Origin of the sequence: Geodermatophilus sp. Leaf369 (genome assembly GCF_001424455.1) — a bacterium.
Classification (GTDB): domain Bacteria; phylum Actinomycetota; class Actinomycetes; order Mycobacteriales; family Geodermatophilaceae; genus Klenkia.
In genome coordinates this window covers 777710-791033 of sequence record NZ_LMQA01000002.1, presented here as the reverse complement: position 1 = coordinate 791033, position 13324 = coordinate 777710, and the positions used below count along the sequence as shown (strand labels likewise).

The following is a 13324-nucleotide window of genomic DNA, read 5'->3' as shown; positions in this document are numbered from 1 at the left end:
CGGGGTGGCCCCGTCAGCAGGGGCCAAGTCAGCAGGGGCCAGGTCCGCAGGGTCCGCAGGGTCCCGGTCAGCAGGGCCCGCGACCGCCGGCTCCGCCGTGGGCCACGCCTCCCGGCCAGCAGGGACCCGGTCAACAGGGGTGGGCGCCGCGTGAGGACACCCGCCAGTTCGGCGCCGTCCCCCCGCAGTCCGGTCCGTCCGGCCAGCCCGGTGGCTCGTCGTCGTCCGCGGCCGGTGGGTGGTCCCCGCAGGGTGGCCAGCCGGCCCCCTGGACCGCCCAGCCGGCGACGAGGTCCAGCCGCAAGCCGCTGGTCATCGGCGGCGCGGTGCTGCTGGTCGCGCTCCTGGTCGCCGGTGGCCTCTTCTTCTTCCTGCGCGGCGGCGACTTCACCTACGCCGGGCGCACCGTCACCGAGCCCGAGAAGGTGCTCACCGACGGCGAGAGCGCGATCGACGCCTACGTCAGCAGCCGCAACGGCGCCAGCAGCGACGACACGGCCTGCTTCTACCGGTACCTGGACGCCGACACCACCGACGTGCAGGACGACCTGGTGTGCGGCCCGGTGCTCTTCGTCGACGGCGACACCGAGGCCCAGTACCTGCAGCTGCCGGTGACGCCGTCCGCCGGGTCGGGCGACGTGACCCTGGAGGTCGCCGCGGAGCCGAGCGACCCCGAGCCGCAGCCGATCGGCGACCGTGAGCTGCTCAGCCGGCCCGACGGGTCCTCCCCGCCGGACGGCGCCGGGGGCCTGGAGGTGCCCGAGCCGCAGCGCGCCGAGCCCGGCTACACCGCCGAGGGCCCCTTCGACGACGTCACGCTGGAGGCCCCCTCCGGCCCGGCCGTGCTGGCCGGCCCTGCCGCGCGGGTGACGGTGACCGAGGTCGGCGAGGCCGACCGGGTGGGCACCGGCGACGACGCCCGCCGCCCCGCCGAGGGCGAGGTGTTCCGGGTGTTCGGCTACCAGCTCGACTCCGGCATCGGCCTGTCCAACACCGCACCGTCGCTGGCCTACCGGGTCGACGGGGGCGACGAGGTCCCGGTCGACTCCGCCCTGGTCAGCCCCGGTGCGAGCATCGAGGGGCTGCTCTCGGTCCCCGAGGGCGCAACCCTGGACCTCGTCGTGACCGACGGCGACGTGGTGCAGACGCTGTCGCTGGTCGACGGCACCCCCGGTCCGGACAACCTGCAGGTGCTGGTGCGGGAGAACACCGAGGCCGCACCGGTGCCGGCCCAGCAGATCCCGGGCGTGATCAGCGCCCCGGGCCGGGTGACGACTCCGTTCACCTTCACCGTGACGATCCAGAGCGCCGAGCTGTCCTACTACGCGGGCACCAACGTCACCGCCCTGCCCTCGGGCCCCGACCGGGCGTTCCTGGTGCTCGACACCGACCTGGTGGCCGACGGGCTCAGTGGCGGCGAGGGCCCGGCGGAGTACTTCACGCTGACGCTCCCCGACGGCACCGTGGTGCCCAGCCAGGACCTGGTGCCCGACCCGAGCCTGGTGGGGACGGCGTTCGACGTCCCGGCCGACTTCACCGAGGGCACGCTGACCTTCGGCGGCGTCTTCACCTACCCGGACACCGCGACGGTCGACTTCCAGCCGAACACCCTGTCCTTCGCTGTCTCCGTCCCCGCCGGCTGACCCGACGGGTGGCCATCGCAGGAAGCGCCCTTTCCGGGATCCCGGAAAGGGCGCTTCGTGCGCTGGGCGGTCAGGGGGTGCGGAGCTCGGCGAGGATGGGCTTGGCGACGGCGAGGGCGTGGTTGGCGGCGGGGACGCCGGCGTAGACCGCGGTGTGCAGGCAGACCTCGGCGATCTCCTCGTCGGTCAGGCCGTTGTGCACCGCAGCCCTCACGTGCAGCGCGAACTCGTCCCAGTGCCGCAGCGAGGCGGTGATCGCCAGGGTGAGCATCGAGCGGGTGCGCCGGTCCAGACCGGGGCGCTGCCAGAGGTCACCCCAGGCCACCCGGGTGATGAAGTCCTGGAAGTCGGCCGTCAGCGGGGTGACGGCGGCGACGGCGCGGTCGACGTGCGCGTCGCCGAGCACCTCGCGGCGGGTGCGCATGCCGGCCTCGCGGCGCTCCTCGTCGGTGCTCACGAGGCACTGCCCAGGTGGGCCAGCAGCGCGTCGGTGACCTGCTGCGGCTGCTCGAGGTTGGCGATGTGCGCGGCCGGGGTGAGCTGCAGCAGCTGTGCCTCGGGGACCGCCTCGGCGATCGCGGTCTGGTGCTCCGGGGGGAGCGCCGGGTCGTCCAGGCCGCTGACCACCAGGGTGGGCGCGGTGATCCGGGCGAGGTCCGCGCGCAGGTCCATGCCCCCGACGGCGGCGCAGCAGCTGGCGTAGCCCTCGTCGGAGATGCCCTCGATGGTGGCCCGCATCTCGGCGACCAGCCCGGGGTTCGCCGCCGCGAAGTCCGGGGTGAACCAGCGCCCGACGACGGTCTCGGCCAGCGCGCCGGTGCCCTGGGTGCGGGCGGTCTGCGCCCGCTCCACCCAGGCGTCGGGGTTGCCGGTGTGCGCCGAGGTGCACAGCAGCGCGAGCCGGTCGACCCGCTCGGGGTTCCGGGCAGCCAGCCGCATCGCCGTCATGCCGCCGATCGACAGCCCGACGACGTGGGCCCGCTGGACGTCCAGCCGGTCGAGCAGGGCGACGAGGTCGTCGGCCAGGTCGTCGATCGTGGAGTCGCCGTCGGGCACCGGGGAGCGGCCGTGGCCCCGGGTGTCGTAGCGGACCACCCGGTAGCGCTCGGTCAGCGCGGGCACCTGCGGGTCCCACATGGCCAGGGTCGCGCCGAGGGAGTTGGACAGCACGACGACGGGTGCGTCGGCCGGGCCCTCCACGAGGGCGTGCACGTCGATCGGGGGCACGGGGTTCCTCTCAGTCCTGCATCGAGACGGTGTGCGCGGCGAGTGCCGCGTCGGTCTGTGCGCCGGCCTCGCCGACGTCGGGGGTGGCGTGGGCGAGCAGTGCGGCGACGTCGACGTCGGTCCGCTCGGCGACGACGTCGGCCAGGGTGCGGCCCTCCCGGGCGGCGGTGCGGACGGCGTCGGCGGCGGCGTCGTGGGCGGGCCCGCGGCCCAGGCTCCCGGTGAGCGCGTCGGCCAGCGCGCCGGCCAGCTGCGCGCCCCCGGCGGCGTCCACCACGGCGGCGGCGCGGGCGGTGTCGACGGTCAACCCGCCCAGGCAGTCCGCCAGCCAGGCCGCGGCCGAACCGACCGTGGCCAGCAGCGCCGAGAGGGTGGGCCACTCGCTGTGCCAGGCGCCGGCGGAGCGTTCGTGCTCCTGCTCCATCGCCCCGAACAGGGTGCCGACCAGGCCGGGGGCACGGCGGGCGCAGGCCCGGGCGGAGATCGCGGCGACCGGGTTGCGCTTGTGCGGCATGGCCGAGGAGCCGCCGCGGCCCTCGCCCGACTCGGCCGCCTCGGCGACCTCGGTCTGGGCCAGCAGCACCACGTCCACCGCGACCGTGGCGACGACGCCGGCGGCAGCACCGAGGGCACCGGCCAGGTCGGCGACCGGCAGCCGGGTGGTGAACCAGGGGACGGCGGTGGTCTGCAGCCCGAGCTCCTCGGCCAGCGCCGCGCGGAGGTCGACGCCGGAGCCGCGGCTGGCGGCCAGCGTGCCGACCGCGCCGCCGTACTGCACCGGCAGCGAGGCGTCCACGGCGCGCAGCCGGGCGCGGGCACCGTCGAGGGCGGCGAGCCAGACCGCGGCCTTGAGCCCGATCGTGGTGGGCAGCGCCTGCTGCAGCAGGGTGCGCCCGATGGTGACGTCGTCCCGGTGCTCGCTCGCCAACCGGGCCGCGGCGTCGGCCGCGGCGGCGAGGTCGGTGTCGACGGCGGCGAGGGCCCGGCGGGCGACGAGCACCAGCGCGGTGTCGACGACGTCCTGGCTGGTGGCGCCCACGTGCACGGCCGCGGCGGCGTGCGGGCCGACCGCGTCGGTGAGCGCCCGGACCAGCGGGGGCACCGGATTGCCGGCGTCCGCGGCGTGCGCGACGACGGTGGCCAGGTCCAGCGAGCCGGGCTGCCCGGCGAGCCGGGTGACCTCGGCGGCGGAGGTCTCGGCGACCAGCCCGACGTGGGCCGCGGCCCGGGCGAGCGCGGCCTCGACGTCCAGCATGGCCTGCAGCCAGGCCTCGTCGGAGACCGCCGCAGCCGCTCCCCCGCGTGCGAACGTGCCGTCCCAGAGTCCCGTCACGCGCCCATCCTCACACCGCGAAGAAGACGGTCTCGCTGTCTCCCTGCAGGTGCACGTCGAGCCGGTAGCCGTCCTCGGTCGGCCGGGCGACCAGGGTGGCCTGCTGCTCGGCGCTCAGACCGGCCAGCACCGGGTCGGTGGCGTTGGCGTCGGCCTCGTCGGCGAAGTAGACGCGGGTGACCACCCGGTCCAGCAGCCCGCGGGCGAAGACCGAGACGTCGACGTGCGGGGCCTGCCAGCCACCCTCGCCGTCCGGCACCGGGCCGGGCTTGAGGGTGCACACCGCGTACTCGCCGTCCCGGGTGTCCGAACGGCCGAAGCCACGGAAGCCCTCCGTGGTCGCCGCGCCGCGGGGGTCGTCGGGGTGGGCGAACCGGCCGTCGGGGTCGGCCTGCCAGGTCTCCACCATCGCGTCGGGGACGACGTCGCCGTTGCCGTCGAGCACCCGGCCCCGCAGCCAGACCGCGCCCGGGGTGCCCTCGGCGACGGCGAACGGGCCGTCCGGCCAGGTCAACCCGATGGCCAGGTAGGGCCCGACGGTGGCGCTGGGGGTGGTGCGCAGGGTGAGCGGCCCGTCGAGGAACCCGGTGCCGCGGCGCGGGGTGCCCGGCCGCCGGTCGTTGGTCTCGTCGGCGTCGCGCACCAGGTCGCTGTCGTGGGCGCTCACGCGACGTCCCCGTCCTCGTCGGTCTCGAAGGGCGTCTGAGCGGTGCCGCGCAGGACGATGTCCCAGGCGTAGGCCAGCGCCCAGTCGGGCTGGGTGCGGGACAGGTCGAACGTGGCGATCGCGCGGTCGCGGGCGCCCGGCGGGATGGCGTTGAAGATCGGGTCCTGGCCGAACAGCGGGTCGCCCGGGAAGTACATCTGGGTGACCAGCCGCTGGGTGAAGGCCGTGCCGAACAGCGAGAAGTGGATGTGCGCCGGGCGCCAGGCGTTGTGGTGGTTGCCCCACGGGTAGGCGCCGGGCTGGACGGTCGTGAACTCGTAGCGGCCGAGGGAGTCGGTGACCACCCGGCCCAGGCCGTCGAAGTGCGGGTCGAGCGGGGCGGGCCAGTTGTCCACCACGTGCCGGTAGCGGCCGGCGGCGTTGGCCTGCCAGATCTCCAGCAGCGCGTGCGGCACCGGACGGCCGCCGCTGTCGAGCACCCGGCCGAACACGATGATCCGCTGCCCCTGGGCCTCACCCCCGGCGCGCAGCGTGAGGTCGGCGTCCCCGGGAGCGACCCGGTCCTCACCCAGCACCGGGCCGGTGACCTCGGTGAGGCGGTGCGGCAGGTCGACCGGGGTGCGCAACGGAGCGCGCAGGCCGGTGGACCGGTAGCCGGGGGAGGCGACCGGGGTGCGCTGGTCGCCGTCCTCGGGCAGGTACCTCGGCAGGACGAACGAGGACGGGGAGCCGGACATGGGCCGCAACGTACGACGTGACCCGGGTCTCTGGCACTCTCGTCCTCCCACTGGGCGGAAGGGACATGATGGCGGGCGGGGGCACGGCGGGGCGGTCGGTGACCTCCCGCGCGCTGGCGGTGCTGGACGCCTTCGACGCCGACCACCCGCGACTCACGTTGAGCGAGGTCGCATCCCGCAGCGGGACGCCGATGACCACCGCGCACCGGCTGCTGGGCGAGCTCGCGGCCTGGGGGGCGCTGTCCCGTCGTCCGGACGGGCGGTACGAGATCGGTCGCAAGCTCTGGGACCTCGGCCTGCTGGCCCCGGTGCAGGCCGAGCTGCGCCAGGTGGCCAGTCCGTTCCTGCTCGACGTGCACACCGCCACCCGGGACACCGTGCACCTGGCCGTCCGCGACGGGACGACCGCGCTCTACGTGGACCGGGTGTCGGGCCGGGAGTCGGTGCCGGTGGTCAGCCAGGTCGGCAGCCGGCTGCCGCTGCACGCGGTCGGGGTGGGCAAGGTGCTGCTGGCCGCAGCACCCGACGACGTCGTGGAGCAGGTGCTGCGGTCGCTCACCCGGGAGACCCGGCACACCCTGGTCGACCCCGGCCGGCTGGCCCGCGAGCTCGCCGAGGTCCGCCGCAGCGGGTCGGCCCGCACCTCGGAGGAGATGAGCCTGGGGGCCGCGTCGGTCGCCGTCCCGGTCAGCGTGGTGCTGCCCGGGGGACGGCCGGTGGTCGCCGCAGCACTGGGCATCGTCGTCCCCACGCACCGGGCCGAGCGGGACCTGCCGCGGCTGGTGCCGGTCCTGGAGGTCGCCGCCCGCGGCATCGGCCGCGAGCTGGCCCGCACGGCCGAGTTCTCCTGACCCTCCCCCCTCCCTCCCCTCCCCTCCCCTTCTCTCGTTGATCATGGGGTTGTCGCCACCGGAACCGCCCGTACGAGCGTGTCCCCTGGCAACGACCCCATGATCACGCGAGAAGGGGCGGCCGAGGGCTTCCGGTCAGCGGAAGGGATCCGTCGCCCCGCCGACGTCGTCCGGGTCACACTCCGGGCGTGCGTACTCAGGTGGGGATCATCGGGGCCGGGCCGGCCGGACTGCTGCTGTCGCGGATGCTCGCGGTGCAGGGCATCGACTCGGTCGTGCTGGAGAACCGCAGCCGCGACTACGTCGAGGCGCGGATCCGGGCCGGGATCCTCGAGCAGCACACGGTCACCACGCTGCGCGACGTCGGCATGGGCGCCCGACTGGACCGCGAGGGCCTGGAGCACGACGGGATCTACCTCCAGTACCCGGGCGTGAAGCAGAAGCTGGACTTCCCCGAGCTGTGCGGTCGCAACGTGTGGATCTACGGGCAGTCCGAGGTGGTCAAGGACCTCATCGCCGCCCAGCTCGACGACGGCCCGCCGCTGCTGTTCGAGGTCTCCGACGTCCAGCCGCTCGACGTGGACACCGACACCCCGCGCATCACCTTCACCGACGCCGACGGGGTGGCCCAGGTGCTGGAGTGCGACGCGATCGCCGGCACCGACGGATTCCACGGCGTCTCCCGGCCGATCGTCACCGCGGCCACCGACGGGCAGCTGTGGGAGCGCACCTACCCCTTCGCCTGGCTGGGCATCCTGGCCGACGTCGCCCCCAGCACCGACGACCTGATCTACGCCCGGCACCCCGACGGCTTCGCGATGCACTCGATGCGCTCGCCGTCGGTGTCGCGGCTCTACGTCCAGGTCGACCCCACCGAGAAGATCGAGGACTGGTCCGACGACCGCATCTGGGAGGCCCTCGCCACCCGGATGGCGATGCCCGGCTGGGAGCTGCAGACCGGGCCGGTGACCGAGAAGTCGATCCTGCCGATGCGCTCGTTCGTGTCCTCCCCGATGCGGCACGGCCGGCTGTTCCTGGCCGGGGACGCCGCGCACATCGTGCCGCCGACCGGGGCCAAGGGCCTCAACCTCGCCGTCGCCGACGTGACCCTGCTGGCCCAGGCGCTGGTGCGGCTGCTGGCCGAGAAGGAGACCGACCTGGTCGACGCCTACTCCGACAAGGCGCTGGCCCGGGTCTGGCGCTGTACGCACTTCTCCTGGTGGATGACCTCGATGCTGCACACCTCGGGCGACCCCTTCGACGAGGAGCTGCAGCTCTCCCAGCTGCGCCGGGTGTGCGAGTCCGAGGCAGCCCAGCGCGAGCTCGCCGAGATGTACACCGGCCTGCCGGTCGCGCTCTGAGGAGCCTCAGCCACCCGACAGCGCGGTGAGCGCCCGCACGGCGTCACCGCCGGCGACCAGGGGGACGACGAACCGCGCCGCCCCCACCCCCAGCCCGACCTCCACCACGTCGGCGTAGCGCCGGTGCGGGGTGACCGCGTGCAGCTCGACCGCGGCTGCCGGCAGCACCAGGCGGGACAGCGAGCGGTCCGGGGCCCGCCCGCGCACCACGGGCTCGGCCCGGGACAGCACCTCGAGGGTGGTGTCGTCGAGGTGGACGAGGGTCGCGGGCAGGGTCGCCGGGGACAGCCGGTGCCCCACCCGGGCGAGCACGCCGGTCGGGCTCAGCCAGGTGCGGTGCTGCACGGCGAGCAGGCGGCCGCCCGGACGGCCGCCACGGACCTCGCCCAGTAAGGCGACGAGGTCCACGTCTTCGCGCCCCAGGTCACCCCTGTCCAGTGCCACGCCCGGACCGGCCGTGGCCCGACGGGACGGGAGGGTCGCGGTCAGGTGGTCGACGAGCTCACCGACCGTGGCCGCCGCCGACCCGTTGTAACCGATCCGCACCGACCCGCCGTCCCGGTCGTAGACCGCCAGCCGGCCGTCGAGCAGGTCCACGGTGTCCCGGACCCCGGCCACGGCCCCGGCGGGGACCCGGCGCACGGTGAACCCGGGCCCCGGGTCGACCGTGCGGCTCACGACCGTCAGGGCCCCGCCCTCGAGCGCCAGCAGGTGGTCGTACAGGTCCATCCCGGGGACGGCGTCCCGACGCGCGACGTTCCGCGGCACCTTGAACGCCACGGTCGACCGCGCCACGTCCACCCCGGCCGGGCGGAACAGCGGCGGCACGTCCTCCGTCGTCCGCACCGGGAGGATCCAGGGGCCGAAGGCGTCGTACTCCTGGAGCTGGGTGGCGGACACCCGAGGAGTCTCCCCCGACCACGCGTGCGCACCGGCTCGGTCGGGGGCACCCTGACACCCGTGCTCCAGACGCCCACCGAACGCCGCGCCCCCGGGGACCTCCTGCGGCGCACCCTGCTCGCCGGCGGTGCGCTCCTCCTGCTGGCCGGCTGCGGAGGTGGGGACGACGACACGGCCGACCGCCCGGCCCCGGCGACCGAGCTGACCGTCGAGCTGGACGCCGAGGGCACCGGGGACGTCGTCACCGCCACGCTGACCTGCGACCCGGCCGGTGGCGACGTGGCCGACCCGCGCGCGGCCTGCGACCAGCTCGCCGCGGTGGGCGTGGCCGGGTTCGCACCGGTCGGCAGCGACGTCGTCTGCACCCAGCAGTTCGGCGGGCCGCAGACCGCGACGGTCACCGGCACCCTGGACGGCGAGGACGTCGACGCCACGTTCTCCCGCACCGACGGGTGCGAGATCAGCCGCTGGGACGCACTGAGCGCCGTCCTGCAACCGGCGGGTTGACCACCGGGACAGCTGGGGCGGGTGGGACCAGGTCTGTCACAGTCCCCGCAGTCGCCGGCCGATGTTCGGTGACATCTGCTCACGCGACGGAACGGTCCGCGTACGTACCGTCATGCCCATGATGGAGACGCTCGTGATCGTCGGTGGTGTGCTGGTGGGCCTGCTGGTGCTGCTGGCCCTGATCGTGAGCCTCAGCGCCCGCCCGGCCGCCGGCCGCGGGACGACGACGGCCACCCGCACCCCGGGCTGGGTCGTCGACTCCGGCCAGAAGCACCCGGACGCCTGGGCCCCGCTGTCCAACACCAGCACGTCCATCCGCGCCACCCGCTGACCCACCCCACGCCCCCGCGGCGTCGATCAGCTGGGACGACCACTGTGCGTCCTCCTCCACCGACGCCGGTGGAGGAGGACGCACGTTCGTCGTCGGAGCTGATCGACGCCGGGGTCAGGCGGGGAGGGCGCGGCGGCGGGCGGTCTCGGCCTCCAGGCGGGCCAGGGTGTCGCGGCGGGCGGCCAGCCGGGACTCGATCGCCGTCCGGGAGAAGACCTCCCCCGGCGTGGTCAACGGCACCGGGCGCCCGGTGCGCCGCCACGGGGCCACGGCGTCCTTGCCGGGCCGCACCAGCTGGAGCAGCTGCTCGGTCGCCTGCACCGATCCCAGCGCCGCCAGCCAGGTCTGGTGCAGCTGGTCGTCGGACAGCGCGGTGGGCTCGACGTCCGCGGGCTGTTCGAACCGGTCACCCAGGTGGAGCAGGTCGCCACCGCCGAGACCGGGGCGTGAACCGTCCCGCCCCCAGGCCCAGGGCTCGGTGGGCGCGTCCTCGGTCCGCTCGCCGAACACGTGCACGGCCGGTCGCCCGCAGTGCGGGCAGTCGCCCCGCCAGACCCAGCCGCGGGACTCCTCGTCGGCGACGGCGATCGCGGCCCCGACCGGCAGCGGCTGCCCGCAGGAGTGCGGGCGGGCCTCCAGCAGGAACGCCAGCTCCCGCTCACCGCGCACCTGGGGGCCACTGCGCAGCAGCACCCGGTCGGGCCACTCCTTGGCCGACCGCGTCTGCAGCGGCAACGCGGGCAGCCACACCACGGCCAGGACGACGAAGGGAACGAGCATCGAGGGCTCCTGCTCGTTGCCCTCACTGAGCACGTACCAGAGCAGGAACACGGCGATGAACACGCAGACACCGGTGGTCAGCCGGGCCACGAAGAGCCCCTCGCGGTAGCTGCCGAAGTGCAGGGCGCGCTTGACCCCCCGCCAGGCCAGCGCGGACAGCAGGAACAGGGTGCCGCTGAACAGCACCGTCTTCACCAGGGAGAGGAACACCCCGTCGTCCCCGGTCCAGGTGTCGACCAGGACGAGGAGCGCCAGGACCAGCAGGACCAGCGGCACCAGCGCCATCAGGGCGACGGCGAGGAGCACCGACGCCGGTGGACGTCGACGACGCAGGCCGGCCAGCACCTCGCGGGTGGGCGGGCCCTCCCCCACGGGCGGGCGGGCGGCCTGCAGGACCTTGCGGGTCTCCATCAGCGGCGGGGGCTTGCCGGGCTGGGTCACGGCACGACCCTGACACGGCAGCGTGCCGGGCCGGGTGCCACCGGGACGGATAGTGTCGCCGCGATGTCCTCCGCCCCGCCGCCGGACGCGTCCTGGCTGCTCCCCCTCGGCCGATCCCTGGGGCCCCGGGAGGACGGCGTCACCCACGACGTGCTGGCCGGTCGGGTGGTGCACGCACTCGACCCGGTCGGCTGGCTGGTCTGGTCGCTAAGCCACGGACTCCCCGGTGCCGCAGCCCCCTGGACCGTCGCCGACCTCGAGCTGCAGACCACGGCCGCCGGGCTGCCCGACACCCCCGCCGTCCTCACCGACCTGCTCGACCGGGGCCTGGTCACCGCGGTCGAGCCCGACGACGCCGAGCTGCTCACCCGGGTCCGGGCGACCGTCCAGCTCCCCGCCCTGGGCAACAGCGCCGCGGAGCCCGAGGTGTGGACGCTGGGCACCCCGGAGGTGCCGCTGGTGCACCTGGACCGGGTCACCTTCGACGCGGTGACCAGCGCACACCGGTTCCCCGACCTGGCCGCCGCCGTGGCCTGGGCCGCGGGCGCCGCCGGCCGGGCCGGGCTCCCGGCCGCCGCCGGCAGTGACGCCGCCGTGCTCGCCGTCCGGGTCCGGGAGGCCCTCCCGCTGCTGCTGGCCGTCGGCGCGGTCCACCTGGAGCTCGTGACCGTCGGGGCGTCGGCGTGAGCCTGCCGGGCGGCGCCCGCCTGCTGCCGGTCGGCCAGCGGCTGGGTGAGCTGCACACCGGGACGGGCGGGGAGACCCGGGGCCTGCTGGTGCACACCGGCGGGGAGGCCGTGCTGGTGGAGGACGGCGACCCGGCCGACCTCTGGGACGTGGCGCACGGGCTGACCGCCGTGGTCGGCCACGTGGCCTGGGACCGCGGACAGGTCGGCGCGGTGTTCCCCGACCTGGGCCCGGCCGACGTCGACCGGCTGGTCGAGGACCTGCTCGCCCGCCGGCTGCTCGCCGAGGTCGACCCCGACGACGCCGAGGGGTTCCTGGCCGGCCACCGCTGGTACAGCCGGCTCTCCGGCCTGGGGTACCTCGAACGGGACCACGGCTGGGTCTGCGGGATCGGCGTCCCCGGGGCGCCCCCGGTCCGCGAGGTCTCCCCGCGGGTCTACGAGTTCTGGAGCCTGGCCCCCGAGCTGGGCTCGCTGGCCGAGGCGGCGGACTTCCTGGCCGCTGCCGCCGTCGACGACCCGGGCGTGACCGCGGCCGAGACCGACCCCGCCGCGGTGCGGGCCGCCGTCGTCGACTGGTTGCACGACCTGCTCTGCGTGGGTGCCGGCTGGCTGGAGGCCCTCCCGTGAGCGTGCCCGGGCCCGGACTGCTCGCGCTGGGCTGGTGCTACGAGCTGTGGCCCGACGGCGCCTCGGTCGCCGTCGGCCGCCGTCCGATCGACCCCTGGGACGCCCTGACGCACCGCGTCTGGGCGGCCACCCGGGGCGCCCCGGACCACCCGGCCGGTCAGCCGTGGACGCCCGCCGACGTGGCCCGGGTGGCCGGCACGACCGGGCCCGACACGACCGCCGTCCTCGGCGACCTGGTGGCGCAGGGCGCCGTCGTGGGCATCGACCCGGCCGAGCCGCGCCCGGTCGCCCGGACGCTGACCCTGCTGCCGCTGGCCGAGGGCTGGGGCAACAGCGCCGCCGAGCCCACCGTCTACCGCTACGGGCTCGGGGACGTCGAGCTGGCCCGGCTCCCCCGGGTGCTGCACGACGCGCTGTCGCTGGTGCACCGCTGGCCCGACCTGGCCGCCGCCTGCGACGGGCTGGCGGCCATGGCCCGGGACGCCGACGTGCCGATGGACGAGGCCCGGGACGGCGACGCCCTGCTGCGGCTGGTCGTCGGCTGGCTGCCGGTCTGGTGCTCGATCGGACTGGTCTGCGTACAGCCGGCCGGGGAGGTCTGATGGCCGACGTCGACCAGCAGTGGCCCGGGCTGGTCCTGCCCGTCGGGCACCGGCTCGGCGAGCTGCACGACCCCTCCTCCCCCGGGCCCCGGCAGGTCGTGGTCCGGCACGGCGCGACCGCCGAGCTGCTCACCCCCGAGGACTCCCGGGTCTGGGAGCGGGCGCACGCCGGCGGGGAGCCCTCCGGGGCGCGGGCCGTGGCGGTCGCGCGCCGGCTGCTCGGACTCGGCGTCGACCCCGACGAGGCGGTGCCACGGCTGGTGGCGCGCGGGCTGCTGGTCCACGTCGACCCCCGGGACCACGACGCCCCGAGGGTGTCGGCCACCGTGCGGGCCCGCCCGTCGGGCCAGGCCACCGGGGCCGCCCCGGACGGGACGACGGGCTACGGGCTGCCCGGACTCCCCCCGCTGACCCGGCTGACCGGGCGGCACGTCGACGTCTGGTTGGCCGCCGTCCTGGCCACCGACCTGCGGCGCGCCGCTGCCGGGGTGCAGGCGCTGTGGGCCGAGGACCTCGACGGCGCACCCGGCCCGGACCTGGAACGGCGGGTCCTGGTCGACCTGTGGGATGTCGTCGCCCAGATGGTGTCCGACGGCGCCGGGCACCTCGACACCGCCGGCTGAGGTCC

16 protein-coding genes are annotated in these 13324 nt (G+C 75.7%); 9 read left to right on the top strand and 7 right to left on the bottom strand.

All coding sequences use genetic code 11. The annotated features are described in order from the left end of the window. Window positions 1-326: 326 nt before the first annotated feature. Entirely contained in the window at window positions 327-1643 is a 1317-nt protein-coding gene (locus ASG36_RS12595) for a hypothetical protein (protein ID WP_055764240.1), read from the top strand. A 70-nt stretch (window positions 1644-1713) separates the two neighbouring features. On the opposite strand, the gene pcaC is transcribed toward ASG36_RS12595, so the two are convergent. The 5 genes from pcaC to pcaH are packed head-to-tail and all read right to left on the bottom strand — an operon-like array spanning window position 1714 to window position 5607. Beyond that, window positions 1714-2100 (bottom strand): 4-carboxymuconolactone decarboxylase, encoded by a 387-nt coding sequence (gene pcaC, locus ASG36_RS12590; RefSeq protein ID WP_235494923.1) that lies wholly within the window; start codon window positions 2098-2100, stop codon window positions 1714-1716. Beyond that, window positions 2097-2870 carry a 3-oxoadipate enol-lactonase gene (gene pcaD / locus ASG36_RS12585; RefSeq protein ID WP_055764236.1) on the bottom strand — a complete coding sequence of 258 codons (774 nt, stop codon included), beginning with the start codon at window positions 2868-2870 and terminating at the stop codon, window positions 2097-2099. Before pcaD ends, pcaC begins: the two co-directional genes overlap by 4 nt. A 10-nt stretch (window positions 2871-2880) precedes the next feature. Then, window positions 2881-4203 carry a 3-carboxy-cis,cis-muconate cycloisomerase gene (gene pcaB, locus ASG36_RS12580; RefSeq protein ID WP_055764233.1) on the bottom strand — a complete coding sequence of 441 codons (1323 nt, stop codon included), beginning with the start codon at window positions 4201-4203 and terminating at the stop codon, window positions 2881-2883. Window positions 4204-4213: 10 nt separating this feature from the next. Then, window positions 4214-4870 carry a protocatechuate 3,4-dioxygenase subunit alpha gene (gene pcaG, locus ASG36_RS12575; RefSeq protein ID WP_082523050.1) on the bottom strand — a complete coding sequence of 219 codons (657 nt, stop codon included), beginning with the start codon at window positions 4868-4870 and terminating at the stop codon, window positions 4214-4216. After that, the gene (gene pcaH / locus ASG36_RS12570) at window positions 4867-5607 is read right to left on the bottom strand and encodes a protocatechuate 3,4-dioxygenase subunit beta (protein WP_082523049.1); all 741 of its coding nucleotides are present in this window, start codon (window positions 5605-5607) and stop codon (window positions 4867-4869) included. Before pcaH ends, pcaG begins: the two co-directional genes overlap by 4 nt. Before the next feature lie 98 nt (window positions 5608-5705). On the opposite strand from pcaH, the gene ASG36_RS12565 reads away from it, so the two are divergent. Next, window positions 5706-6458: an IclR family transcriptional regulator gene (locus ASG36_RS12565; protein WP_235494921.1), complete on the top strand. Its 753-nt coding sequence runs from the start codon at window positions 5706-5708 to the stop codon at window positions 6456-6458. 188 nt (window positions 6459-6646) lie between these two features. Then, on the top strand, window positions 6647-7819 hold the full coding sequence (locus ASG36_RS12560; RefSeq protein ID WP_055764226.1) for a 4-hydroxybenzoate 3-monooxygenase: 1173 nt from the start codon (window positions 6647-6649) through the stop codon (window positions 7817-7819). A gap of 6 nt (window positions 7820-7825) precedes the next feature. Here the strand turns inward: ASG36_RS12560 and ASG36_RS12555 are convergent, their stop codons facing one another. Continuing rightward, window positions 7826-8719, bottom strand: a complete 894-nt coding sequence (locus ASG36_RS12555) for a hypothetical protein (protein ID WP_055764223.1) — start codon at window positions 8717-8719, stop codon at window positions 7826-7828. Window positions 8720-8779: 60 nt separating this feature from the next. On the opposite strand from ASG36_RS12555, the gene ASG36_RS12550 reads away from it, so the two are divergent. Together ASG36_RS12550 and ASG36_RS12545 are read left to right on the top strand one after the other, a co-directional pair. Then, window positions 8780-9226: an SSI family serine proteinase inhibitor gene (locus tag ASG36_RS12550; RefSeq protein ID WP_200944456.1), complete on the top strand. Its 447-nt coding sequence runs from the start codon at window positions 8780-8782 to the stop codon at window positions 9224-9226. A 118-nt stretch (window positions 9227-9344) separates the two neighbouring features. Continuing rightward, entirely contained in the window at window positions 9345-9557 is a 213-nt protein-coding gene (locus ASG36_RS12545) for a hypothetical protein (protein WP_055764216.1), read from the top strand. A gap of 114 nt (window positions 9558-9671) precedes the next feature. On the opposite strand, the gene ASG36_RS12540 is transcribed toward ASG36_RS12545, so the two are convergent. Further along, window positions 9672-10778 carry a hypothetical protein gene (locus tag ASG36_RS12540; protein WP_055764213.1) on the bottom strand — a complete coding sequence of 369 codons (1107 nt, stop codon included), beginning with the start codon at window positions 10776-10778 and terminating at the stop codon, window positions 9672-9674. Between the two features lie 63 nt (window positions 10779-10841). Between ASG36_RS12540 and ASG36_RS12535 the strand changes: the two genes are divergently transcribed. Genes ASG36_RS12535 through ASG36_RS12520 form a run of 4 tightly spaced genes read left to right on the top strand, consistent with a single transcriptional unit; the run spans window position 10842 to window position 13319 of the window. Next, entirely contained in the window at window positions 10842-11465 is a 624-nt protein-coding gene (locus tag ASG36_RS12535) for a hypothetical protein (RefSeq protein ID WP_055764209.1), read from the top strand. Beyond that, a complete protein-coding gene (locus ASG36_RS12530; protein ID WP_055764208.1) occupies window positions 11462-12094 on the top strand; it encodes a hypothetical protein in 633 nt (210 codons plus the stop codon). The genes ASG36_RS12535 and ASG36_RS12530 overlap by 4 nt, the downstream gene beginning before the upstream one ends. After that, on the top strand, window positions 12091-12696 hold the full coding sequence (locus tag ASG36_RS12525; protein WP_055764205.1) for a hypothetical protein: 606 nt from the start codon (window positions 12091-12093) through the stop codon (window positions 12694-12696). Before ASG36_RS12530 ends, ASG36_RS12525 begins: the two co-directional genes overlap by 4 nt. Next, entirely contained in the window at window positions 12696-13319 is a 624-nt protein-coding gene (locus tag ASG36_RS12520) for a hypothetical protein (RefSeq protein WP_055764201.1), read from the top strand. Before ASG36_RS12525 ends, ASG36_RS12520 begins: the two co-directional genes overlap by 1 nt. Window positions 13320-13324 lie beyond the last annotated feature (5 nt).